This is a genomic window from Membranihabitans maritimus, assembly GCF_021729145.1.
In the GTDB taxonomy this organism is placed as follows: domain Bacteria; phylum Bacteroidota; class Bacteroidia; order Chitinophagales; family Saprospiraceae; genus Membranihabitans; species Membranihabitans maritimus.
In genome coordinates, this window is sequence record NZ_JAJSLW010000021.1 from 61,550 (window position 1) to 86,027 (window position 24,478).

Below are 24,478 nucleotides of genomic sequence, written 5' to 3' on the forward strand. Positions count from 1 at the left end.
ATTCGAGGAAAGTAGCATTTTCCGCTGCTTTTGTCTAAAAGATACTAAAGCGGGAAATTGATCATTTAAGTTTCTAAGTTATCTTTAAGTTCCTATATTTTCTATTAGTAATAATTATATTTACAAATTTAGAGACTAAGTCTGAAGAAACAAATGATCACACTGCCGCAAGCCCAGTATTTTGCCTATAAACTAACACAAAGACATCCTTCGAATAGCCTGGAAAAATTCAGCGAAACTCTTCTGGATGCAAAGGTAGAATTAAATCCTCATCAAGTGGAAGCTGCTTTATTTGCCTTTCGATCCCCATTATCAGGAGGAGCGATCCTGGCGGATGAGGTAGGTTTGGGGAAGACAATCGAAGCCGGGATTTTATTATCCCAAAGTTGGGCAGAGGGGAAGCGAAAGATTTTGATTCTATGTCCGTCCAGTTTGAGAAAACAGTGGGCTAATGAACTTATGGAAAAGTTTTATTTGCCTTCGGTCATATTAGAAAGTAAAACTTATAAAGAGCATATTCTTAATAAGAGAGGTAGTCCTTTTGATCAAGATAAAATCATAATAGCATCCTATCATTTTGCGAAAAACAAAGCGGAAGATCTTCAAAATATTAATTGGGATCTGGTAACGATTGATGAAGCGCATCGATTGAGAAATGCATACAAAGAATCCAATGTTATTGGAAATACCCTAATGCTGGCATTAGAAGGGAAACCTAAGATCCTGTTAACTGCTACGCCTCTACAAAATTCTATAATGGAGTTATTCGGCCTTATTTCTTTTATAGACCCTATGACGTTTGGAGATAAAAATAGCTTCAAGAGACAATTTTCGTACGCTGGTCAAGTGAATTACCCGGATTTGAGAGACCGATTAAAACCAATATTGCACAGAACTTTGAGAAGACAAATTAACTATCTCAAGTTTACCAATAGGCATCCACTAACATTTCAATTTGAACCAACTAAAGAAGAACAAAAGCTCTATGAGGAGATTAATAACTATTTACTAAGAGAGGAGTTGTTTGCTTTACCCCGAAGTCAGCGCCATTTGCTGACACTAATAATGAGAAAATTACTTGCTTCTTCCAGCTTCGCAATTACCAGAACGCTAAAATCATTGATCCGTAGACTAGAGAATTTATTGAAAAACGAAGTTTATACAAAGACATTCGATGATGAAATAGACGAGGACTATGAAAGCTTTGATGAATATCTGGATGAAGAAGGCATTGAAGAAATACAGTTAAATGAAGACTGGGACGAAAAGGATGTTGAAAAATTAAAAGAAGAAATTGCCGATCTCAAAGAATATGTTTCAATTGCTGAAAATATACAGAACAATGCAAAAGGAAAAAAACTTCTGGTGGCACTTGAAAAAGGATTTGCAGAACTCAATAAAGCAGGAGCTCCGGAAAAGGCATTAATATTTACCGAGTCTACACGAACTCAGACATATTTGTATAATTTGCTCAATGCCAGAGAAGCTTATAAAGACAAAGTAGTACTATTCAACGGCTCAAATAATGATCCCGGTTCCAGAGAAATTTATCAAAACTGGTTACTAAAACACAAAGGAACAGATGTAGATACCGGGAATAAAAAAATTGATACCCGCCAGGCTATTGTAGATTGCTTTCAATCGGAAGCTAAAATTATGATCGCCACGGAAGCAGCCGCAGAAGGTATAAACCTCCAATTTTGTGCAATGGTAGTGAATTATGATCTGCCATGGAACCCGCAAAGAATTGAACAGCGGATAGGTCGTTGTCATCGATATGGCCAAAAGAACGATGTAGTTGTTGTAAATTTTTTGAATGTAAGAAACCAGGCGGATCAGCGCGTACATCAACTACTGGATCAAAAATTTAACCTATTCCGAGGAGTATTCGGAGCTTCAGATGAAGTACTTGGCACGATAGAATCCGGGGTTGATTTCGAAAAAAAGATCGCAAAGATATATCAAAATTGCAGAACTAAAGGAGAGATCAACCAGGCCTTTGATGAATTGGAACGTCAGATCGAAGAAAATAAAGAATTAAATGCCAAGTTTGAAAATGCCCGGCAGGACCTTTTTGAGAACTTCGATGCCCAGGTAATTAATAAACTCAAAGTAACGGACCGGGAAACTAGATTTTTCCTTGATAAACATGAAAAATGGCTTTGGGAACTTACTAAGTATGCACTGTCAGAGGATGCAGATTTTAACGATGGAGAATACCAATTCAATTTGCACAATAAACAAAATGGTAAAATATCTCCAGGCAAGTATGCACTACTCAAGGAACTTCCCGGATGCACGCGGTATCGAATGCGGCACCCTCTTGCTCAAAATATTATTACTGAATTCAAAAATAAAGTAGTTCCTCAGGGACATATCTCTTTCATATATAGCAACTCGGGACAGAACATTTCGATATTGGAACCATTTAAAGGGAAAAGTGGTCTAATCCGGTGTGCCCTACATACGATTCATTCGTTTGAAACCGTGGATCATTTAATTGCTGTTGCAACGATCGATGATCAATGCCTCAGTCAGGAAGCAGTAGAATGGTTATTAACTTTGTCAGCTACATATAATATAAAGAGAATCAAGTCTAATATAAGCCTGGAAACGATGGTCAATGACAGAAAACAAGATTTTATCGAGAAAATAAAGCAAAAGGATAAACAGAATTTTATCGAAGAGACGAACAAACTTACGAAATGGGCGGAGGACAAGGAAAGGGAATTGGATAAGCAATTGGATGATGTAAAAGCTAAAATTCGAAACCTGCAAAACGAAAAAGCCATCGTGGAGGATGAATTAGACATGATTAACCTGGAACAGAAAATCCAAAAACAAACCCGGAAGAAGAATAAACTTAGAAGAGAGATATTAGATCTAAGCGATGAGATTTTAGAAGATAGAGATGAAATTATTGAGAACTTAAAAAACAAGATGCAGCGGGAAGAAATCTTAAACGATTTGTTTACTTTAACTTTTGATATCAAATAGCCCAAAAGCGAAATTTAGAATAAAAAATATGAGTGACATTCTTCAGACAGACCACTATAAAAAGCTACAAAGGATCCTGACCGATATGTTTCAACTGGATCAGGCCGAACTGGATTTTGGGATTTATCGCATAATGAACCAAAAAAGACGAGAAGTCATCGATTTTCTCGAAAACGATTTATTAACTACGGTTCACGAAGTTCTTTCCTCATCCGGTGATTCTTCACTCAATGAACAAAAGAAAAGCCTGTCCGAAATGGAACGCAACCTCCGTGCTGCGGGCATAGATCCTGACACCAACGAAAAGGTCCTGGAACTCCGACGAGAAATCGATAAAGGAGGTACCACAGAATACCTGGAACTCGAAGTATATTCCCATCTCACAAGATTTTTCCGGCGTTACTATAAAGAGGGAGACTTTATCTCTCAACGCCGATACAAAGACGGAGCCTATGCTATCCCATACAATGGAGAAGAAGTCAAACTCTACTGGGCCAATCACGACCAGTATTATATCAAGACCGGAGAGTATTTCAAGAACTACTCTTTCAAAATAGGTGACAGTAAAAAGGTGGTCTTTGAGCTAAAAGATGCAACTACCGAAAAGGACAATAACAAAGCTCAATCCGGTAAGGAACGTCGATTCTTTCTTTGTCAGTCTAATGATAAAGACTCATTTGAAGAAAAAGATGATACATTGCATATTTATTTTCATTATGACATCCCTTCCAGTGCCAAAGCTAAACAAGAACAACTGAATAAACAGGCTTTTGAAATATTGAAAAATGTATTGCCCGAATCATGGAAACAGGAATTACTAAGACAGGAACCCACCGAAAAGAATCCCACTCGGACTTTACTCGAAAAAAGGCTCCATGACTATACGGCAAGAAATACTTTTGACTATTTTATTCATAAAGATCTGGGGGAATTTCTCAACCGAGAGCTGGACTTTTATATTAAAAATGAGATCCTGCATATCGATGATATAGATCTCAGTGGTAAGCAAAGCTTTCTGCAACAACTAACTTTCATAAAGGCCTTTAAGTCCGTCGCCCAGAAAATAATTACTTTTCTGGCTCAAATCGAAGACTTTCAGAAAAAGCTTTGGCTGAAAAAGAAATTAGTTGTCCAGAGTGATTACTGCATTACCCTGGACCGGATCGATGAAGCTTTTTACGAGGAAATTGTTGTAAACGATAATCAAAGAAGGGAATGGGTATCCCTCTATGCTATTGATGAATTGGAGTGGTATTCTGAACCCCTATCTATAGATTTCTTACGGAACAATCCTTATCTGATGGTCGATACAAAGTTTTACGGTAGAAGATGGAAATATAAACTATTAGAAACAATTGATCATTTAGATGACAAGACGAATGGATTGATGATAAATTCAGAGAATTTTCAAGCATTAAAATTGTTATCTTATGCTTATAAAAAACGCTTGAAATCAGTACATATTGACCCTCCATATAATACCGAAACATCAGGATTTAATTATAAAAATGCTTACGAAAGTTCAAGTTGGATTAGCTTTATGTATGATAGACTTTTAGAATCTAGAAGATTATTAGGTAATGATGGAGTAATAATGTGCCACATTGACCACAATGAGTACGAAAAATTATGGTATATAATGAAATTAATATTCCCTATTAACCAAGGGACAGTAATATGGGACAAAAGACATCCTGCTCCTGGATCATCAATGATTGCAAGGCAACATGAATATATTGTTACAAATTCGATTACAGACATCAAGCTTTACAGAAAGAAACCAAATGCTGTGAAAATTATTGAAAAAGCAAATTCCTTAATTAAATCTGAGGGAGAAGTAAATGATGATGTCAGAGCTAAGTTTAGGTCATGGATAAACAAACAAGATTCATTTTCTGGTGGAGAAAAGGCATACAACAAAATAGATGATAATGGAAGAGTATTTCAATCTGTTCACTTGGGTGCTTCAGAACAAAGAACTGACGAAAAATATTTTAAGCCCTTTATTCACCCTAAAACAGGTAAAGAATGTCCTGTTCCTTCAAGAGGTTGGACAGGTGAACCATCTTTTATGAATAATCTTCTTAAAGATCAAAGGATTATTTTTGGTGAGGATGAAACTACTCAACCAAGAAGAATATATTATTTGGATGAATCTATGGAAGGTGAATTAACCACCGTTGTACAAAACGCATCAAAAGGCAAGTCATATACAGATCGATTAGGTTTTAACTTCCCATATTGCCACCCAGTAGATCTATATGAAGAATTAAGTTGGATTGGTTGTCCCGAAAAGAAGGGGATATTGATAGACTATTTTGCCGGTTCGGGCACTACAGGGGAAGCAGTAATAAATTTAAATAGAGAAGACGGGGGAGAAAGAAAATACATAATGGTTGAAATGGGTGATTACCTTAACTCTCTAATCAAGCCCCGCGTTCAAAAAGTAGCCTACAGTGATGAATGGAAAAATGGTAAACCTGTATCCCGAAAAGGGATTTCCCATTGTTTCAAATATATGCGATTAGAGAGTTATGAAGACACCTTAACTAATTTGGAGCTTCAATCTCAAGAAATGGAACAGGGAATGAAATCAGACTATATGCTACGATACATGCTGGATGTAGAAAGTCGGGACAGCTTGTTAATGACGAAAGCCTTCAAACGGCCTTTCGGATATACTATAAAAACTACCGAGCAAAATGAGGTCAAAGAAACCGAAGTGGACCTGGTCGAAAGCTTCAATTACCTTATCGGACTTATCGTAGAGACCCAGGAGATCATCCGGGGCTATGTGGTAATCACCGGGAAAAACCCGGAAGGCGAAAGGATACTGATTATTTGGCGGGATATGGATCAACACGACAATGCTGCATTAAATGAATTCTGTCAAAAAATGAGGTTCAATCCACTGGACACAGAGTTTGACCATATCTATGTAAATGGGGACAATAATCTCGAAAATCTGAAAACCGATGAAGATCGATGGAAAGTAACGTTGATAGAACATGAATTCCACAAACGCATGTGGGAAATGAACGATGTAAAAACGTAAGGGATGTATAAGGAAGAAAACAGGATTCATGACTTAATAAAAGAATTGAACCATACGGATGAACATTCCAGACTGGAGGCTAAGAAAGGAAGTGACGCGGGCAGATCCATCCTGGAAACGATATGTGCATTTTCGAATGAACCGGGTTTAAACGGTGGAACGATCCTATTGGGTATTGAGGATGAAAAAAACGTACTCTTTCCAAGTTATCATATTGTGGGGGTGGAAGATCCTGATAAGTTGCAAAATGACTTAGCTTCGCAATGTGCAGAATCGTTTAATCAATCCATCAGACCCAAAATGTCTGTAGAATTAGTCAATGATAAGAATGTATTAATCATTGATGTAGAAGAACTGCCTGAGCAGATGAAACCCGTATATTTTAAAAAAACCGGATTGCCTCATGGAGCTTATCGCAGAATTGGATCTTCTGACCAACGGTGTACTGAAGACGACCTGTTTATCTTTTATAATAAAGAAGACTCCTTTGATAGTGCTGTCATAGAAGATTCGGGTTTAGAAGACATCAGTGAAGAAGCGGTTGATTTATATAGAAAATTAAGATCGAAGGCCAATGCAAGTGCTGAAGAACTTCAGTATGAAAAAATTGATTTGCTAAGGGCATTAAATTGCATTAAGAAGATTAAGGGAGAATGGAAGTTAACCAATACAGGCTTAATTGTTTTTGGAAAAAAAATGGCTTTGCGTAGACTATTGCCTATGATCCGTGTGGATTATATTCGGCTTCCGGGAAAAGAGTGGGTTGAAAATCCGGAGGAACGGTTTACTAGCTCTTTAGACTTAAGGGGGCCTTTAATTGAGCTTGTTAACCGTACGATAAGCACTATAGCTGATGACTTACCAACAGATTTTTTGCTCCCTGAAGGCAGTCTCCAGGCCCAACACAAATGGCAATTACCCTATAGGGTTTTGCGTGAAGCGGTTGTGAATGCTTTTATTCATAGAAGTTATAGAGTTAATCAACCTATTCAGATACTCAGGTATTCGAATAGAATTGAAATAATCAATGCCGGTTTTTCTTTGAAACCGGAAGAATACATTGGTGAACCGGGATCTGTAAACAGAAACTCTTTTATTGCTGCTATTTTTCACGAAACGAATCTCGCTGAAACAAAAGGAACCGGTTTTCGAACAATGGAAAAATTAATGCGGGAGTCAGAGATGCTACCACCGACTTTTGAAAGTAATCATTCAAAAAATAATTTCACCCTGCGATTGCTCTTTCATAACCTACTCAGTGAAAGAGATATAAAATGGTTATCGCAGTTAAATATGTATGAGTTATCAGAAAATCAAAAATTGGCACTAATCTTTGTCCGGGAAGTCGGAGCTATCGACAATAGTACCTACCGACAACTATCGGGTATAAAAAGCGCTGAAGCAAGTATGGAGTTAAGGGACTTACGGGAAAAAGAGCTTTTAAACCAAAAGGGCTCCAGAAAAATGACTTATTATATACCAGGGAAGGTGCTTTTGCCATTCTTATCTACCCAGGTACTCCCCTTATCACCCCAGGCAAAATCCTTATCACCCAGGGAGCCTGCCTTATCACCCCAGGCAAAATCCTTATCACCTCAGGCCGTTGAAGATGAATTACCCGGACAAATTCAACAGAAGTTGGACAGATTGGGTAAAAGAACAAAGGACAAGAAACAATTTATAGAACTGATACTAGAGTTATGTAATTTTCGCTCCTATTCAATATCGCAACTTGCAATGATGTTAAAACGAGATGAAAAATATTTGAAGAAAAATTATTTAAACCCATTGATAAAGGAAAAAAAGCTTTGTTATACCATACCTGAAATGATTTCTCATCCCAGGCAAAAGTATCAAACGGTAAGGCAAGAAGTAAAGAACTAAATATGAAACTCAATCAAGCCAAACTTAATCAAGCCTTACTCCTGAACCGATATATGCTCTATCTATTTGGAGTGAATGAATTTGAAGGCCTGGCTACACACCTGACCGATTCGCGAAACGAAGGATGGACAGAAGACCATATCAGTTATTTTCATCGCATTTTGGTTACCCGGCTGTATAGTAATACCCATTTGACCGAATCTTTATTACTGGAATATGATCAGAATATATTTTCCCATACTGACCATATCAATGGAAAACGTGATGAGCCGATTTCCTGGAAGTATTTTCAGTATCTGAGTTTGTTGTTTACCGAAATTTATCTGGATAGATATTTTTCCAACAAATACCAACTCCTCAAAGACATTAATGCTTTCGTCGATAGATTTAACGATCCCCTGGATCGGGAAATACCCAATAATCAGGATCTAATCTTTCCCCACTTTAAACTGGAAGAACTCAATAAACTGGCTTTTTGGAATGCTACGGGATCAGGGAAAACCCTATTGATGCATGTAAACATTCGACAGCTTTTATACTATACAAAAAAATATAACTACATTCCGTTTGAAAACATCTTATTAGTCACCCCCAATGAGGGTCTATCAAGACAGCATTTAAAGGAATTTGGAACATCCAATATTGAAGCCGAGTTGTTTAATAAGTCCGGAGGTGGACTATTTTCCAGACAGGTAGTCAAGATCATTGATATTCATAAGCTGAATGATGAAAGTGGGGATAAGACAATAGCAGTGGAAGCATTTGAGACCAATAATTGCGTATTAATAGATGAAGGACACCGCGGTATTTCCGGGGACCATTGGAAGCGAAGAAGAGACTATCTAAGTCAAACGGGATTTGCGATAGAATATTCTGCTACCTTCGGTCAGGCAGTAAGTACTTCTAAAAAGAGTGAAAAAGCGGTTCTCAATGAAGAATATGGTAAATCTATATTGTTTGACTATTCGTATAAATATTTTTATCACGATGGATATGGCAAGGACTATAGGATATTAAACCTTCCCACGGATGAAGATCAAATTGTATTACATAAATATTTGATAGGAAGCTTGCTGAGTTTCTATCAGCAAAAAGTGATTCATAAAGACCATCCTACAGAAGCTAAGAACGTATTCCTTATCCACAATCCATTGTGGGTGTTTGTAGGAGGGACTGTAACGTCGGGATATAGTAAAAGAAATGCTTCAGATATTCTCCAGATTCTCCATTTTTTTCAGCGATTTGTAGAAAACGAAAATGAAAGCGTTGAAATCATTCATTCCATACTTGATGCAACGGACGGTCTGGTAGATGCCGGGAACCGGTCGATTTTCAGGAATTTCTTTACGTATATAACATCTTCAGGTCTAAATGCACAAGAAGTGTATCAGGATATTCTAATAAAATTATTCAACACTTCTTTTTCAGGCGGGAATCTATTTGTGGACAAACTGAAAGGACAGGATGGTGAAATGGGTATACGTGTAGGAAATGGTGAATACTTCGGGTTAATTAACGTAGGGGATAGTTCTAAGTTGTTCAAGCTTACACAAGAGGAAGATATACTGGGAGTAGAAAAAGAATTTAGTTCTTCCTTGTTCCAAAAAGTCAATGATGAAGAATCTCATATAAATGTACTAATAGGAGCAAAAAAGTTCACGGAAGGATGGAGTTCCTGGCGTGTAAGTACCATGGGCTTGATGAATATAGGGAGAAGTCAGGGATCGGAAATTATTCAGTTGTTTGGCAGGGGTGTTCGCCTGAAAGGATATGACTTTAAGTTAAAGCGCTCTACAGCGCTTCTTTCTCATGAAAGGCCGGAGAATGGGATTCCGACCTATATAAAGCCTTTGGAAACCCTAAATGTATTTGGTATCCGTGCGGATTACATGGAACAATTCAAGGATATACTAGAAGAAGAAGGGCTACCTAATGGAGAAAAAGAATATGTGACTATTCATTTACCAACTATGCTTACGGTAGAATTGGACAAGGCAAAACTCAAGATTTTCCGGGTAAAGGAAAATGTAGACTTTAAAAAACTGAAGGTAATAGATTTGCTCCCTGATTCATTACCCGAAGGAATGAGAATCAAGCTCGACTGGTATCCCAAGGTCCAAACCTATATAGCAGTATCCAGTAGGGTTTCGGATATAGAAGTCCACTACTCCGGGAAATTGAACAGTAACCACTTAAAGCATTTCAATTGGTTCGAGGTATACGAAGAAATTATCAAGTTCAAAAATGAGCGAAGTTGGTATAATTTGTCCATCTCTTTCGAAACCATTCAGCAAATTCTTGCGAACAATCAATGGTATGAGCTATATATTCCGGAGGATGAACTCGCTATGGATAGTTATCAAAAAGTAATCCGGTGGCAAGAAATTGGCATTGCTTTACTAAAACTCTATATAGATAAATACTTCAATATAGAAAAACAGAAGTTTCTACAAGACTTCATCGAAGTCATTGAATTAACACCTGGAGATCCTAATTTTTTTGAGGAATATAAGATCGAAATCGAACAATCGATGGAATCGATTCAAAATCAACTGTTGGGTATTAAGCAACTGGTCGAAAAACAGGAGTTTAAAGGGGATGTAGAAGTGAGTCAGGGCTTGAATGTTTTTGAGTTTGCCAATCACCTGTATATGCCGTTAGTGAGTATTAATGAAAAGAAATACAGAGATCTGGTAAAGATCTCTCCTGTGGCCTTAAATACTGGTGAAAAACGGTTTATGGAAGATTTAAAAGCATACTATGAATCAAATAAGGAATTCTTTGAGCATCACAACCTCTATTTACTACGAAATACAAGTAGAAAGGGAATTGGATTTTTTGAAGCGAATGGATTTTATCCCGATTTTATAATGTGGCTGGTATCTAATGAGGAGCAATATATAGGTTTCATAGACCCTAAAGGATTACGAAATATCAATGGAATAGAACATCCCAAAATACAGTTTTATAAAACCATAAAATCAACAATTGAACCCAGAATTCATGCTAAAGACGATAGGATGTACCTTTCATCATTTATAGTCTCTGTTACTTCATTCGAACAATTAAAGCATTGGCGGGGAGGAGATACCATTGGTGAGTTTAATGAAAAAAATGTTTATTTTATGGATAATCAGAGGAGTACGTATATTGAAAGAATCCTGGAAAAGATGCTAAAGAAATAAAAGCTTGGTAGAAGTTGATTCGAAAATCAAACCAGCAGAAAAATTGGATAAGCTAATACCTATTCCGAACACTGAAAAATAAACAGTAAGCTATCCACGAACTATTTGATTTTTATCGAGATCGGAGAATACATGCTGAATGGGAAACCATAATTTTTTATCTAACTGGAATTGGGGGCAACAGAATAAGTTTTTTTGACCGCAGTGTTTAGTATGTCTTTATCGGCAAAGGGGAATTATGGAGAATGGCTAGGTAGAAATATTTAATTACATTGCTTAGTTAAGACAGGTTTTTGAACAGCTTTTACTGGATAGGAGGATGTATTTATTAACATATTTTTTATCTTGGTGTGATTTCAAGTATATATGCATATATAAGTCTTATTTAACAGAACATACGAATGTTTGTAAGAAAGAAACATATGCAACGTGTATATCCAATAGACCTCATTTGAAGACATGCAAGTTGAATTACTTAAATGGTTAAGAGACATTGATGAAAATAGTGCTGCGGACTTGATTTCTGTTTGCTCTGTTGATTTAATATATATCGATACACTTATTGCGATAGGTGGTGAACGAATGACAGATTTGATGGATGTGCAAATTGGCGTCCCAGGTCGATATTACAAAAAAATAAATGATGAGCTAAAGAAAGAGGTTGAGATCGTTGAAGAGCAAACAATGGAGGTTGCAACCGCAATTGGAATACATATTCACCAGATAAATTGGCTTCCGAAAATTGACGATAAAACGGATATGATAACCAAAATTTCAATTGTAACTAGGCAAGCGATTTTTGATGAAATCACTCTTAATAACATTTCATGGTCAGGACGTTTAGAAGAACCTGATTTCTTGAATCGATTATTCGATTTGTCAAAACTACCTTCAACAGATTCGAGATTTGACAATGCCTATGACGACATTCACAAACATAGAATCATGAACTATGATTGGGAAGATGATTGGGTTTTTACTGATAGAAGATTTAATCTGTTGCATTGTGAAGAAGAAATTCTACTAAAATTTTTGCTCCTAACCATAAATCCTGTATCAAGGACAGATGAAGAAGGAGTGAATCAACTCATCGAAATCTACAACAAACATTTTATACCAATTGGCTTGGAAGTATATGAAAAGTCAAAAATTGCGGGTAAGTCAATTTTTGGGTTTCGCTCCAGAGATGTTATGGCTTCAAAGGAGGAGGAAATTCACCCGAAACAAAGAAAAATTGCGTTGGTCATCGGATGCAGTGATTATGAATTTGCCGGACATCTTTCAAACCCCCTGAATGATGCCAGTGACATGAAAAAGAACTTGTCAGAACTTGGGTTTGATGTCATGCATATTGAAAACCCCACTCTAAAAGAAATGAAAATAGAAATAGACAACTTCGGAACGGAATTGGAGAAGTATGATGTTGGACTATTCTATTTCGCTGGACATGGTGTTCAAGTAAACGGGCTGAATTATTTAATTCCCGTAGATGCCAATCTAAAGAATGAAAGAACGGTGGAATATGACTGTGTTAGAGTTGATAGAGTCTTAACACACATGGAGGCATCGAAAACAGAAGTCAACCTCCTGATACTTGATGCTTGTCGAAATAATCCCTTTGAAAGAAGTTGGGGACGCTCTGTAGCACAAAGAGGTTTAGCAGTTATGGAAGCACCTAAGGGATCTTTAATCGGTTATTCGACTTCTCCCGGAAAAACTGCATCGGACGGGGAAGGGAAAAACGGCTTGTACACAGGTTGCTTAGTTAACGAAATTAAAGGTGTCAATGTCTCTATTACTCAACTTTTTCAAAATGTTCGTAAATCTGTAATGAGAAAGTCAAAAGAAGAACAAATTCCGTGGGAATCGACTTCCCTTACAGGTGACTTTTACTTTAATAAGAGATTAAAATGATGGCAAATATTGGTAGTAATAGTGAAATGACTCCGAAATGATAGATAATGTGAATAAAACAAATAAAAAAGATATAGCTCATTCCCTTGCTAAAGGTGGACTTGGAGCTATACCTGTAATAGGTTCTTTAGCATCTGAAATATTTGGACTTGTATTGACTCCACCTCTTGAAAGAAGACGAGCAGAATGGATGGACGAAATTGCTGAGAAACTTAAAGAGCTTGAAAGTAAAAGAGAAATTGACTTAGATGAGCTTAAAGAAAATGAGTTATTTATTGACATCGTTTTGCAAGCGACGACTTTTGCCTTAAAGACAGCGGAAAGGAAGAAAATAGAATGCTTTAAAAATGCCGTTCTCAATACGGCCATAGGTGAATCTCCGGACAAAACAAAGAGCCAGATATTCTTGAATCAACTTGACAAGTTTACTACTTGGCATATTATAATTCTTGATTTCATAGACAGTCCAAAAAATTGGTTTGAGGAGAATGCAAAAACACCACCAAATTATATGACAGGAAATATCTATTCTCTGATTATTGAAGCTTTTCCAGAGTTGAAAGATCAAGACGAACTTTTGGGCATAATTTGGGATGACCTTAAGATGACAGGTTTTCATAAAACAGGTGGACTTAAAACCATGATGACTGGTAACGGGGTTTTGAGTGACAGAACTACTGCATTTGGAAAAGAATTTTTAAACTTCGTATTGAATAAAAAAGTATGAAACCATTACCACCGCCATTAAATAATCAAGATAATAACATACTTAACTAAATTATAATGGATAGTACAGAGCTAGGCATTCTGGTAATTTTGGGTTTGATAGGTTTCTTTTGGTTGTTGCCAATCCTAATAATAGTTAGCTCTCGTAAAACAACTGGTAGCGAAAAATTTGCATGGGTATTAGCTGTGATTTTCATATCATGGTTTGCATGGATTTTTTATCTTCTACTCGCACCTATTAAAAAGAAGAATTGAAATCTTGATAAATGAAATTCGCACTGGTCGATGGTAAAAAAAATGAAGCTTTCAAAGGAGCTAAGGGAGTCTGCCCATGTTGCGGCTCAGATTTAATTCCAAAATGTGGTGATATTAGAATTCACCACTGGGCACATAAGAACAGCAAAGAATGCGACCATTGGTGGGAACCTGAGACAGAATGGCACAGGAATTGGAAAAATGAGTTCCCAGGTGATTGGCAAGAAGAAGTGATGCCTGATCCTGAAAATAATGAGAGGCATATAGCTGACGTCTATAATCCATCAAAGAAATTAGTTATTGAATTTCAAAACTCGCCAATAGCTATAGATGAATTAAAATCGCGAGAACATTTTTATAAAAGAATAATCTGGGTTGTTAATGCGGAAAATTTCGATATTAAGATATTACCATTACAGTTGATAATAAAAGAAATCGAAGAGGTGGAACGGAAATACTTGCGCACCCCGTTTAACTCCTTTTTTAAGATACCTACTCAGATAAGAGAAATGTTAATAAAAAGAAGAAATGAGATACTTGAAAATAAGATGGTATGTGAAGAGCAGATCCGTATTTTAATGGAAACATTTGAGTCAGAATTTGGCACCTTGGTTTCTAAGCACCAAACAGGTACTCTCAAGCCAGTTGGAGTTGAGCCAAATCAACTTAAGAATGAATTACTAAAACCAATATTTTTAAGAATTAAAAAGGAAGTAGATGTACCTAAAAATTATGGATATAGATGGCTAAGAAGAAGAAAAGTTTGGAGTTGTGCCGACGAGCATGTTTTTTTAGACAGAGGACAATACCTTTACTGGTTAAAGTCTGACTGGGTAATAAGAAAAATTGCCAGGGAAGATTTTATCAGTCACTACAATAAGGAAAATTGCATAAAAGACTCTGGTTAATGTTAAAGAAATGGCGGGAAATTATTATAATGTGTAGAACGTTAAAGCAACATTCAAAAAACTAATAAGTAAAAGTTAACCAAATGAAGAAGGAAAATTCATTCATATACTACGATGAAGAAGAACAACTCTTCGTCGGTGTTTATGTCTATAAAAATAGTGGAGAATACTGTCCGTACTATATTCTCAAGGGTGGAGTATTTAAGCAGGCAGCAGCTTATATCTCAATGAAAAAAGATTTAATGGATTGTTTACAGTCGATAGTTTATCTAGAACAGATCAATGATAATCCTTCAATACCTCAAATCGTGAAATCATCTCTACTTTTTGCATCAATTGTTAAATATGCAAAATGTTTTACAACAGGGGAAGGCCGAGGCACCTCTCTCAATGAGTCACATATCTTTAAGGAGGCCTCTCATTTATTATCATTTCATCAAGAAACAATGGAACTTCGACATAAGTATCTCGCACATGCGGGCAACAGTGTTCATGAATCAAGAGCCCTAATCGCATTACTTAATCCAGATGAGATGAATAAATCAAGAGAGAGTATTCAATATGGGGGCTTTAGATTGAAAGATGATGATTCGAATATTGATAATTACAAAAAGCTTTATAATTGGGTACAAGAGCAAATTGATCTTAAGCTTGACAATTTAAAGCCCATTGTTAATCAAAGAGCTGATGAGATTCCGATTGAAGAAATGTACTTAAATGCTAAAATTCCGGACCCTGAAAAATTTCTTCCTTTTACCGTCAACTTGATGTGAACGGTTAGAGATAGAAATTAATAATGCATAATTAGCTTTCAAATTCTCTTTTATAATAAGGGGCTTATATTAAAAATATTATGAAGGTGAATTTCAATTTTCGGATGTTGGTGGTAAAAGAAATACTCAAAAAATGTTTTAGAAGCAAGTTATTAATGTCATTAAATAGTATACAATGGACTTTATAGCAATTGATTTTGAAACCGCAAATTCGAATAGAAATAGTCCATGTGAAATTGGATTAGTGCGAGTTGAAGATTTTGAGATGGTTGAAAAGCAGTCTTTTTTGATTAGACCAAAAGATAACTACTTTGATCCTTACAATACATTTTTGCATGGAATAAGCGAATCAACGGTCGAGAATGAACCTGAGTTTGATGAGATCTACGAACTACTCAAAAAGGATTTCGAAAGCTATCCAATAATTGCCTATAATGCATCTTTTGATATTAGTGTATTAAGACATACTCTGAATTTATATGATATTGATTACCCTGAAACTAATTATTCTTGTACTTATCAAATGTCGAGGGAAGTACTAAAAGGATTATTCTCATTTAAATTAGATTCGGTTTGCAAGTATTTAGGTATCGAATTAGACCATCACAGAGCGTTATCAGATGCGGAAGCATGTGCGGAAATAGCAATAAGAATTTTCAAAGATAATGAGGTAACAAGTTTTGAGGCTATTAGTCAGAAGTTCAATTTACGAATTGGGCAATTATCAAAAGGAGGATATAGACCTTCTGCCAAAAAATCTACAAGACATAAAATTTCAGATTTAGAATTTGATGATTCAGACTTTAACCCAGATAGTCTTTTTTATGGCCAAACAGTAGTTTTTACAGGGACACTTCAATCGATGGTGAGAAAGGAGGCGCAAATTAAAGTTTTAGAAATAGGCGGTAATTGTAGTCGTGGTATAACGGTAGACACTAATTATTTAATCGTTGGAGATCAAGATTATAGAAAGTTTGGAGAAGGATTTAAAAGTTCAAAGATGAAAAAAGCTGAGAAGTATTTAGCTCAAGGAAATTCAATAGAGCTTTTATCTGAAAGTCAGTTTTTGGAAATGATTAATAATGATTGAAGCAAGCAATAAAACTTAAGAGTAAAGAGTGAATCAGGAAAATATGATAAAGTTATAGGGAAAGACAACTCTTTTTCGTTTATTTCGTTTATTTTTGTAGATGGATAAACAAAAGACCAAAAAGTCATGGAATTGATAAATGCAAAGAAACCTTCAAAGGAGGAACAACAAGCAGCAATGGAATCGTATGATGCCCTGTCTGCAACATTGGAACAATTGCGATCGGATAACCCGGAAATAGAAATAGAGGAGACGGAAGAGCGGATTAAAGTGCCAAGAAGTGCTTTAAAGCTTTTGGTGAAAATTCTTAAGGAAATCAGTCATGGCAATCCTATTTCTATTGTCCCCATCGCTACGGAAATGACTACACAAGCAGCTGCTGAACTTTTGGGGTGTTCCCGACCTCATGTGGTTAAGTTGTTGGAGGAAGGGGAGATTGAATTTACAAAGGTCGGTAAGCACCGTAGGGTGAAGTATGAAGATGTGATTAAATACAAGAATGCTTTGAAAGCAAAGCAAAAAGCGACTATAAGTAGAATCATGGAATTGGACGAAGAAGCGGGATTGTATGATTCATAGTGTTCGATTTACATGCGTATTGGATACGAACGTTATATATCCATTATGGATAAGGGATTTGTTACTCTGGTTTGCTTATCATGAACTATATACTCCCAAATGGAGTAATCACATTTTTGACGAATGGATGGATGTGATGCTTCGGAATAACATTTCTAAATCAGAAGCAATAAAAAGAACAAAGGCTATTGATGAAGCTTTTCCAGATGCGTTAGTCAAAAATTATGAATTCATCATTAATTCATTGGATTTACCCGATGAAAAGGATAAGCATGTTTTGGCTGCTGCAATAAAAACAAATGCAAATTTGATTGTAACCAATAATTTGAAAGATTTTCCCGAAAAATATTTAACAGGTTTTGGGCTTTCTGCCAAAGATCCTGATGATTTCTTTACTGATATTATTGACCTGAACCACGATGTGAGTATAAAGGCATTTAGAGATTTGGTAATGATTAAGAAGAATCCACCGTATGATGAATTTCAGGTTCTTGACATTTTTAGGAATAACGGTTTGAGGAATACGGCAGATTATTTACATTCATTGATTTAGAAATTACTATATTGGTTAATTAAATGATAGTCGCGAAAGATCCCAATTTTCCTTTCTTTTCCACCGTTTTGTCCCTTATTTGTCTCCCTTGTAATTTTCAAAACAAAATAAACACCTGGTGATCAATTGTTTATGCTTTGTAGTTATATTCCCCCCTTCGGTACCACTCTCTCGAAAAAATCATCCAAAGAAAAGAAGATAAAACCATTAAAAATCAAGGATTTAAGCCGAAATGAAAATTTCGAGTGGATAATCCGGAGTTGTTGGTTCTTCGTTACATTTGGGGAAGTTTATCCGGTATTAGAGAGAATGACTTTTTTTCTTAGCAGGTCAAAACCGGCTCTTCCATACATCGTTCTTTTGATACATTTGATTCGATTCACATGTCCTTCTACGGGACCATTGCTCCATGGCCATTGAATGGCGTTTTGCACGGCTTGTAAATCCTGGAGCAATCCCCAGGCAAAGGTTTTTAATCCCACAAATGCGTATTCTGAGTTGAGGATACCATCAATCCAATCTTTACTATTGCTCTCACCCGTTTTCAGTAGGATTCGAAAGACTTGTATCTGCTTTCTTACACGTTGAAATTCTGTATTATGAGTCAGTAGGGTATTCAGATATTGGAGTTGGTGGGTATCTGAGATTTCTTTCAAGTCCTGGCCGATCAATCGGGACAACTGACGGGAACTGAGCGGCTTTACATAAGGGATTTTTCTGTGGCGTACGGCCTTGCCCTCATCCGCCGATAACCCGGTGAGCTGTTTTAGTTGATTAATACGGTGATAGGCCTGGGACCGGCTCCCTGTATAGCCGAGTGCCTTGATTTGATCGATAATATCTTTTACGATATAGTCGGGTTCTTGTAATTGGGGCAGAACATAATCCGCGAAAACATCAAAATGGGTAGACTTTCCATAAGTCCGTGAGGGAAGTTCGTTCAACGCAAAATACATACGAACAGTATTGCGACTGATATTTAAATCTCGAGCAATCTTGTTCACTGCCATCGACTGCTTTTGCAATTGCTTGACTTGATCAAAAATAGCTTGCCGGGGATCGTTCTTTAAGATTTTATCCGGTATCGACTCTTTGGCCGGCAAATTCGTCTGATTTTCTGAGTGCAGATGTTTTTCCCCTGATTCAGACCATAAAGTATCCTGATTGGATAGCATAAGGGTTTTAATTTCACCGGAAAAACAAACTAAAGAACCTAAAAGCACAAAAAGAAGAGGGTGCCTAAGGTGGTTCGTTCTTATTATTGGGATTATTTCAGTCCTTTACTTTTTAGGGCAATACAATCCAGGTAGTTCTTCCAGCTCCTCTACAAAAAAATCTATAAACGTTTCCGTAGAAAATGTACGAATTGAAAAGGATTTTCCCAATGCCTGGGGTGTAAAAGGCTCAATCAGAAATAAGACCAATCGGTCAATAAAAGGAACTGTCAAGATTAAATTTATTAATGGCAAGGGTGACATTGTACATTCCAGTCGTGCTTATGTAAATGATGGTGATCCTTTTGGAGCCGGACAATCTGCAAATTTTGAATATTTTGTTGAACCTAAGACATTCGATGGTGTAAAGGATTTTGAAGTTGAGTTCTTTGAGAGGTGAAAACAGGCCGCTATTGTGGGTTAGGTAAGAATAATAATCTCTATTGAACCCAGTCTCAATTTTTAATTCTTTGTTTCCTCAATAAGCTTCTCAAAATCATTCGGAAAAATATGAACCCTTACCTTATCAACAAGGTCTGCATATTCCAATGCCGTATTTAATTGAATAAAATATTTGTAGTCGCTTTTGTTTCTCATAAGCAAGATTATACCTGGCTTCTTATTAGTTTGAACAGCATACCATAGAGACTGACCAATCGATTCTTTCCACTTATTCGCCCATTCAATTTCAAATGCGTATTTATCGGTTAATAAATCCACTCTACCACTTTGCACGGAATATTCTCTTTGTCCCCCAATTAGAGATTGTATAAAGTCAGCATAATCGTTTTCAGATTGGGCTGAAACCTGAGTGAAAACAGAAATTATTATAAATACACTCAATATGTATTTAATTAGTGCAGATGGCATCGTCCAGAACAATTTGTTGTCTTATTTTTACACCGAGCGCCTTTTTGAGTTCTTCCAGAACATTGAACTGTATTGCATTTAGAGCTCTTTCTACTATACGTACGATTGGTTTTTACTGTTGTAGTAGGATAAAATAATTCATTGCAATAATGTCTGTTTACATAAGTTTTGTTTCCCTGACTGTTCATATAATAACATCCCCCTCTTGGTCCGGTAAGATAGGTTTTGTTAATGTCGTAAGGAACTTCATGAATAGAATCTTTGCTCTTTGTATAATGATAATCTAGCTTTCTATAATTTGGCTTGTACAAATAAAACCTATATTTATTTCTATATTTAGATTTAACAGTTTGGAGATTCCTTGTGTACACCTCCCGATAATCACCCTTCGTTTTATGAAAATACAGGATTGAGCCTTTTATTACTGAATTTTCAACTAAAGAATTGGAATCATTTTCCTTGTATAGATATAATTCTTCGGATAGGAGTTCACCCCAGAATGAATTTGACCAGTCAATTTTCTTAGAAATTGAACAACCTGATAGAATAAAAACAACTAAAATAAAGGGGATTAGCCTGTTCATATTGAATACTATCTTGATCCAAAATATTTTATCTCAAGTCCAGATTTATTGCCAATTTAGTTAACTTGGTTCCACATAGTCAATTAATTTGGGGAATACATTAGAGTAATTTACTTGAATTAACAATAAATCTAATATTTAATTACTAACGTTCCAAAGATAAGCCTTTCATCTTCTTGGCAATTTACCCTCTTGGATAAGATAATTTGCTATTTTATTAATATGCAAATGCGGTAAATCACTTAACTATCAACTTTTTAAACGTATTTTACGTTGATAGTAATAAAATAGTATATTTGTTTAAATACACATAGTATGGAACGAATCACCATCGAACTTAATAGCAAGAAAAAAACACAAATGCTTCTAAAGTTTTTGGAAGAACTGAATATCCCCTATTCTAGTGAAAACAATCCCAGTCCTTCCGGGGATCGATGGTTTTCTGATCCTGAGAATGTAAATATCCTGGAAAAAGGCATTGCTGATGAAAAAGCCGGACGGGTTAGTCGTATAAAAGACGTAAACAATCTATGGGAAAGTATTTTGTAGATGTTACAGACGAGGCTAAAAAACATCTTTCTTTTCATCATAAGTCCGGGAATAAATCAACGACCAAGCGCATAAAACGAATCATCAAAGAGTTGTCAGAATCTCCTTATTCGGGAATAGGTAAACCGGAATTACTCAAATACCAATATTCAGGCTACTGGTCACGTCGAATCAATAAAAAAGACCGGATGATCTATAAAGTATCGGAAAGTACAGTAACAGTGCTTATTGTATCGGCAAAGGGGCATTATGGGGATAGATAGTCTAATAATAATCTTTTAATTTTATTTGTATAGATATCTTCCCCATGCACATAAAAGTATAATTATAAATTTACTAAATGAAGTTCGCACTAGTTGACGGATGTAAAACTGAAGCTTCGAAAGAAGCAATGGGAATTTGTCGATGTTGTGGTTCTGGTTTAATACCAAAATGTGGTAAAATTAGAATTCACCACTGGGCACATAAGCGAGAAAAAAATTGTGACAACTGGTGGGAAAATGAAACTGAATGGCACAGGAATTGGAAGAATGAATTCCCAGGTGATTGGCAAGAAGTAGTGATGCCTGATCCTGAAAATAATGAGAGGCATATAGCTGACGTCTATAATCCATCAAAGAAATTAGTTATTGAATTTCAAAACTCGCCAATTTCTATTGATGAATTAAAATCGAGAGAGCAATTTTATAAGAGAATAATCTGGGTCGTTAATGCAATAGACTTCAATATACAGATACTTCCATTGCAATCTGTAAAAATGGACATCGAAGAGGTAGAACGAAAATTACTAGGTGGCCGGTTAAACTCATTTTTTAAGATATCGTATCAGGTAGAAGTGAAGTTAAGAAAGAAGAGGGATAAAATACTTCAAAATAAAAAGTTAAGTGAAGTACAGATCAATTATCTAATGAAAATATTTAACTCAGAATGATATTCTTCGTTAAATTTCAAATACTCTTTTTTGATATGGATCTCATATTAGAGTACCATGAAGTCGAATTTCAATTTTCGGATGTTTGTGGTAAAAGATATGCTCAAAAAATGTTTTGGAAGAAAGTTATTAATGTCATTAAATAGAATAAAATGGACTTTATAGCAATTGATTTTGAAACCGCAAATTCGAATAGAGAGAGCCCATGTGAAATTGGACTAGTGCGAGTTGAAGGTTTTGAGATGGTTGAAAAGCAGTCTTTTTTGATTAGACCAAAAGATAACTACTTTGATCCTTACAATACATTTTTGCATGGAATAAGCGAATCAACGGTCGAGAATGAACCCGAGTTTGATGAGATCTATAAATTACTTAGAAAAGATTTCGAAAGCTATCCATTAATTGCTCATAATGCATCTTTTGATATTAGTGTATTAAGGCATACCCTGAATTTATATGATATTGATTACCCTGAAACTAATTATTCTTGTACTTATCAAATGTCGAGGGAATTACTAAAAGGATTATTCTCATTTAAATTAGATTCAATTTGTAAGTATTTAGGTATCGAATTAGACCATCACAGAGCGTTATCAGATGCGGAAGCATGCGCGGAAATAGCAATTAGAATTTTCAAAGATAATGAGGTAACAAGTTTTGAGGCTATTAGTCAGAAGTTTGATTTACGAATTGGGCAATTGTCAAAAGGAGGATATAGACCTTCTGCCAAAAAATCTACTAGACATAAAATTTCAGATTTAGAATTTGATGATTCAGACTTTAAACCAGATAGTCCTTTTTATGGCCAAACGGTTGTTTTTACAGGAACACTTCAATCGATGGTGAGAAAAGATGCACAAATAAAAGTGTTAGAAATAGGTGGTAATTGCAGTCGTGGTGTAACGGTAGACACTAATTATTTAATCGTTGGAGATCAAGATTATAGAAAGTTTGGAGAAGGATTTAAAAGTTCAAAGATGAAAAAAGCTGAGAAGTATTTAGCTCAAGGAAATTCAATAGAGCTTTTATCCGAAAGTCAGTTTTTGGAAATGATTAATAATGATTGAAACAATTTAGAGAACTAAAGAGTAAATCAGGGAAATGTGAAAAAGTTATAGGGGAAAGCAACCCCTTTTCGTTTATTTCGTTTATTTCGTTTATTTTTATAGATGGATAAACAAAAGACCTAAAAGTCATGGAATTAATAAATACAAAGAAACCTTCAAAAGAGGAACAACAAGCAGCAATGGAATCGTATGATGCCTTGTCTGCTGCATTGGAACAATTGCGATCGGATAACCCGGAGATAGAAATAGAAGAGACTGAGGTAAGGATAAAAGTGCCCAGAAGTGCTTTAAAGCTCCTGGTGAATATTTTGAAGGAAATCAGTCAGGGCAATCCGATTTCCATCGTACCTATCGCTACAGAAATGACTACGCAAGCAGCAGCTGAGCTTCTAGGTTGTTCCCGGCCTCATGTGGTTAAATTGTTGGAGGAAGGGAAGATTGCGTTTACCAAGGTGGGCAAACATCGAAGAGTGAAGTATGAGGATGTAGTTAAATACAAGAATGCTTTGAAAGCAAAGCAAAAAGCGACTATAAGTAAGATCATGGAATTGGACGAAGAAGCGGGATTGTATGATTCATAGTGTTCGATTTACTTGTGTATTGGATACAAATGTTATTTATCCTTTGGGATTCGAGATTTGTTGCTTTGGTTTGCTTATCACGATCTATATACTCCCAAATGGAGTAATCACATTTTTGACGAATGGATGGATGTGATGCTCCGTAAAGGGGTACCAGAACCGGAAGCTATAAAAAGAACGGAAGCAGTTAACGAAGCTTTTCCTGATGCATTGGTTAAGAACTATGAATTCTTAATCAAAACGTTAGAATTGCCTGATGATAAAGATAAACATGTATTGGCAGCTGCAATAAAAACGAATGCAAATTTGATTGTAACCAATAACCTGAAAGATTTCCCCGAAGAATATTTATCAGGTTTTGGGCTTTCTGCCAAGGAACCCGATGATTTTTTCACCGATATTATTGACCTAAACCATGATTTGAGTGTAAGGGCGTTTAGAGATTTGGTAATTATGAAGAAAAATCCACCGTATGATGAATTTCACGTTCTTGATATTTTTAGGAAGAACGGTTTGAGGAATACGGCAGATTATTTGCACTCATTGATTTAGAAATTACTAAATTGGTCAATCAAAAGATGGATGCTCAAATCATTAATTTTCCCTTCTTTTCCACCGTATCGTCCCCTATTTGTCTCCCCTACAATTCTACAAACACGACAATTTACTAATAATATACAATAACAAGGGATATTCAGAAGTAACTCAAATACTTGGTTATCAGGATATTAATTTGTATTTTAGATAAAATAAAACCCCGAAA

The 24,478-nt window shown here is 35.9% G+C and carries 20 protein-coding genes; 18 read left to right on the forward strand and 2 right to left on the reverse strand.

Annotation, left to right across the window (positions count from 1 at the left end):
* Nucleotides 1–153 precede the first annotated feature (153 nt).
* From LVD47_RS19805 to LVD47_RS19855, 11 genes are all read left to right on the forward strand, one after another.
* Nucleotides 154–2,997, forward strand: coding sequence for an SNF2-related protein (locus LVD47_RS19805; protein ID WP_236979949.1), 2,844 nt, complete (start codon nt 154–156; stop codon nt 2,995–2,997).
* 28 nt (nt 2,998–3,025) lie between these two features.
* Nucleotides 3,026–6,052 (forward strand): site-specific DNA-methyltransferase, encoded by a 3,027-nt coding sequence (locus tag LVD47_RS19810; RefSeq protein WP_236979951.1) that lies wholly within the window; start codon nt 3,026–3,028, stop codon nt 6,050–6,052.
* A 3-nt stretch (nt 6,053–6,055) separates the two neighbouring features.
* Nucleotides 6,056–7,936: an RNA/DNA-binding domain-containing protein gene (locus LVD47_RS19815; RefSeq protein WP_236979953.1), complete on the forward strand. Its 1,881-nt coding sequence runs from the start codon at nt 6,056–6,058 to the stop codon at nt 7,934–7,936.
* 2 nt (nt 7,937–7,938) lie between these two features.
* Nucleotides 7,939–11,121, forward strand: coding sequence for a DEAD/DEAH box helicase family protein (locus LVD47_RS19820; RefSeq protein ID WP_236979955.1), 3,183 nt, complete (start codon nt 7,939–7,941; stop codon nt 11,119–11,121).
* 459 nt (nt 11,122–11,580) lie between these two features.
* Complete coding sequence (locus LVD47_RS19825) at nt 11,581–13,035, forward strand: caspase family protein (protein ID WP_236979956.1); 1,455 nt, start codon at nt 11,581–11,583, stop codon at nt 13,033–13,035.
* Nucleotides 13,036–13,072: 37 nt separating this feature from the next.
* Nucleotides 13,073–13,762: a hypothetical protein gene (locus LVD47_RS19830; protein WP_236979957.1), complete on the forward strand. Its 690-nt coding sequence runs from the start codon at nt 13,073–13,075 to the stop codon at nt 13,760–13,762.
* Between the two features lie 265 nt (nt 13,763–14,027).
* Nucleotides 14,028–14,924, forward strand: coding sequence for a competence protein CoiA (locus LVD47_RS19835; RefSeq protein ID WP_236979958.1), 897 nt, complete (start codon nt 14,028–14,030; stop codon nt 14,922–14,924).
* Between the two features lie 83 nt (nt 14,925–15,007).
* On the forward strand, nt 15,008–15,697 hold the full coding sequence (locus LVD47_RS19840; RefSeq protein WP_236979959.1) for a hypothetical protein: 690 nt from the start codon (nt 15,008–15,010) through the stop codon (nt 15,695–15,697).
* Nucleotides 15,698–15,872: 175 nt separating this feature from the next.
* Entirely contained in the window at nt 15,873–16,787 is a 915-nt protein-coding gene (locus LVD47_RS19845) for an exonuclease domain-containing protein (RefSeq protein ID WP_236979960.1), read from the forward strand.
* Between the two features lie 126 nt (nt 16,788–16,913).
* Nucleotides 16,914–17,366: a helix-turn-helix domain-containing protein gene (locus LVD47_RS19850; protein ID WP_236979962.1), complete on the forward strand. Its 453-nt coding sequence runs from the start codon at nt 16,914–16,916 to the stop codon at nt 17,364–17,366.
* Nucleotides 17,356–17,919 (forward strand): PIN domain-containing protein, encoded by a 564-nt coding sequence (locus tag LVD47_RS19855; RefSeq protein WP_236979964.1) that lies wholly within the window; start codon nt 17,356–17,358, stop codon nt 17,917–17,919. Before LVD47_RS19850 ends, LVD47_RS19855 begins: the two co-directional genes overlap by 11 nt.
* Nucleotides 17,920–18,209: 290 nt before the next feature.
* On the opposite strand, the gene LVD47_RS19860 is transcribed toward LVD47_RS19855, so the two are convergent.
* Nucleotides 18,210–19,094, reverse strand: coding sequence for a transposase (locus tag LVD47_RS19860; protein WP_236979966.1), 885 nt, complete (start codon nt 19,092–19,094; stop codon nt 18,210–18,212).
* Here LVD47_RS19860 and LVD47_RS19865 point away from each other — a divergent pair.
* On the forward strand, nt 19,084–19,533 hold the full coding sequence (locus LVD47_RS19865) for a hypothetical protein (RefSeq protein WP_236979968.1): 450 nt from the start codon (nt 19,084–19,086) through the stop codon (nt 19,531–19,533). The two genes, LVD47_RS19860 and LVD47_RS19865, sit on opposite strands and share 11 nt — an antisense overlap.
* A 62-nt stretch (nt 19,534–19,595) precedes the next feature.
* On the opposite strand, the gene LVD47_RS19870 is transcribed toward LVD47_RS19865, so the two are convergent.
* The gene (locus tag LVD47_RS19870) at nt 19,596–19,976 is read right to left on the reverse strand and encodes a hypothetical protein (protein WP_236979970.1); all 381 of its coding nucleotides are present in this window, start codon (nt 19,974–19,976) and stop codon (nt 19,596–19,598) included.
* Between the two features lie 926 nt (nt 19,977–20,902).
* Here LVD47_RS19870 and LVD47_RS19875 point away from each other — a divergent pair.
* The 6 genes from LVD47_RS19875 (at nt 20,903) to LVD47_RS19900 (ending at nt 24,267) form a co-directional block, all read left to right on the forward strand.
* Complete coding sequence (locus LVD47_RS19875) at nt 20,903–21,136, forward strand: DUF2683 family protein (RefSeq protein ID WP_236979972.1); 234 nt, start codon at nt 20,903–20,905, stop codon at nt 21,134–21,136.
* On the forward strand, nt 21,118–21,399 hold the full coding sequence (locus tag LVD47_RS19880; protein ID WP_236979974.1) for a Txe/YoeB family addiction module toxin: 282 nt from the start codon (nt 21,118–21,120) through the stop codon (nt 21,397–21,399). The genes LVD47_RS19875 and LVD47_RS19880 overlap by 19 nt, the downstream gene beginning before the upstream one ends.
* Nucleotides 21,400–21,476: 77 nt before the next feature.
* Nucleotides 21,477–22,067 (forward strand): competence protein CoiA, encoded by a 591-nt coding sequence (locus tag LVD47_RS19885; protein WP_236979976.1) that lies wholly within the window; start codon nt 21,477–21,479, stop codon nt 22,065–22,067.
* 152 nt (nt 22,068–22,219) lie between these two features.
* A complete protein-coding gene (locus LVD47_RS19890; protein ID WP_236979978.1) occupies nt 22,220–23,134 on the forward strand; it encodes an exonuclease domain-containing protein in 915 nt (304 codons plus the stop codon).
* A gap of 128 nt (nt 23,135–23,262) precedes the next feature.
* Complete coding sequence (locus tag LVD47_RS19895; RefSeq protein WP_236979980.1) at nt 23,263–23,715, forward strand: helix-turn-helix domain-containing protein; 453 nt, start codon at nt 23,263–23,265, stop codon at nt 23,713–23,715.
* A 57-nt stretch (nt 23,716–23,772) separates the two neighbouring features.
* On the forward strand, nt 23,773–24,267 hold the full coding sequence (locus tag LVD47_RS19900) for a PIN domain-containing protein (RefSeq protein WP_236979982.1): 495 nt from the start codon (nt 23,773–23,775) through the stop codon (nt 24,265–24,267).
* Nucleotides 24,268–24,478: the final 211 nt, after the last annotated feature.

Excerpts from the sequence above, each read along its gene's own strand:
- LVD47_RS19805 (WP_236979949.1), top strand. The coding sequence starts at position 154 with ATGATCACACTGCCGCAAGCCCAGTATTTTGCCTATAAACTAACACAA.
- LVD47_RS19810 (WP_236979951.1), top strand. The coding sequence starts at position 3,026 with ATGAGTGACATTCTTCAGACAGACCACTATAAAAAGCTACAAAGGATC.
- LVD47_RS19815 (WP_236979953.1), top strand. The coding sequence starts at position 6,056 with ATGTATAAGGAAGAAAACAGGATTCATGACTTAATAAAAGAATTGAAC.
- LVD47_RS19820 (WP_236979955.1), top strand. The coding sequence starts at position 7,939 with ATGAAACTCAATCAAGCCAAACTTAATCAAGCCTTACTCCTGAACCGA.
- LVD47_RS19825 (WP_236979956.1), top strand. The coding sequence starts at position 11,581 with ATGCAAGTTGAATTACTTAAATGGTTAAGAGACATTGATGAAAATAGT.
- LVD47_RS19830 (WP_236979957.1), top strand. The coding sequence starts at position 13,073 with ATGATAGATAATGTGAATAAAACAAATAAAAAAGATATAGCTCATTCC.
- LVD47_RS19835 (WP_236979958.1), top strand. The coding sequence starts at position 14,028 with ATGAAATTCGCACTGGTCGATGGTAAAAAAAATGAAGCTTTCAAAGGA.
- LVD47_RS19840 (WP_236979959.1), top strand. The coding sequence starts at position 15,008 with ATGAAGAAGGAAAATTCATTCATATACTACGATGAAGAAGAACAACTC.
- LVD47_RS19845 (WP_236979960.1), top strand. The coding sequence starts at position 15,873 with ATGGACTTTATAGCAATTGATTTTGAAACCGCAAATTCGAATAGAAAT.
- LVD47_RS19850 (WP_236979962.1), top strand. The coding sequence starts at position 16,914 with ATGGAATTGATAAATGCAAAGAAACCTTCAAAGGAGGAACAACAAGCA.
- LVD47_RS19855 (WP_236979964.1), top strand. The coding sequence starts at position 17,356 with ATGATTCATAGTGTTCGATTTACATGCGTATTGGATACGAACGTTATA.
- LVD47_RS19860 (WP_236979966.1), bottom strand. The coding sequence starts at position 19,094 with ATGCTATCCAATCAGGATACTTTATGGTCTGAATCAGGGGAAAAACAT.
- LVD47_RS19875 (WP_236979972.1), top strand. The coding sequence starts at position 20,903 with ATGGAACGAATCACCATCGAACTTAATAGCAAGAAAAAAACACAAATG.
- LVD47_RS19880 (WP_236979974.1), top strand. The coding sequence starts at position 21,118 with ATGGGAAAGTATTTTGTAGATGTTACAGACGAGGCTAAAAAACATCTT.
- LVD47_RS19885 (WP_236979976.1), top strand. The coding sequence starts at position 21,477 with ATGAAGTTCGCACTAGTTGACGGATGTAAAACTGAAGCTTCGAAAGAA.
- LVD47_RS19890 (WP_236979978.1), top strand. The coding sequence starts at position 22,220 with ATGGACTTTATAGCAATTGATTTTGAAACCGCAAATTCGAATAGAGAG.
- LVD47_RS19895 (WP_236979980.1), top strand. The coding sequence starts at position 23,263 with ATGGAATTAATAAATACAAAGAAACCTTCAAAAGAGGAACAACAAGCA.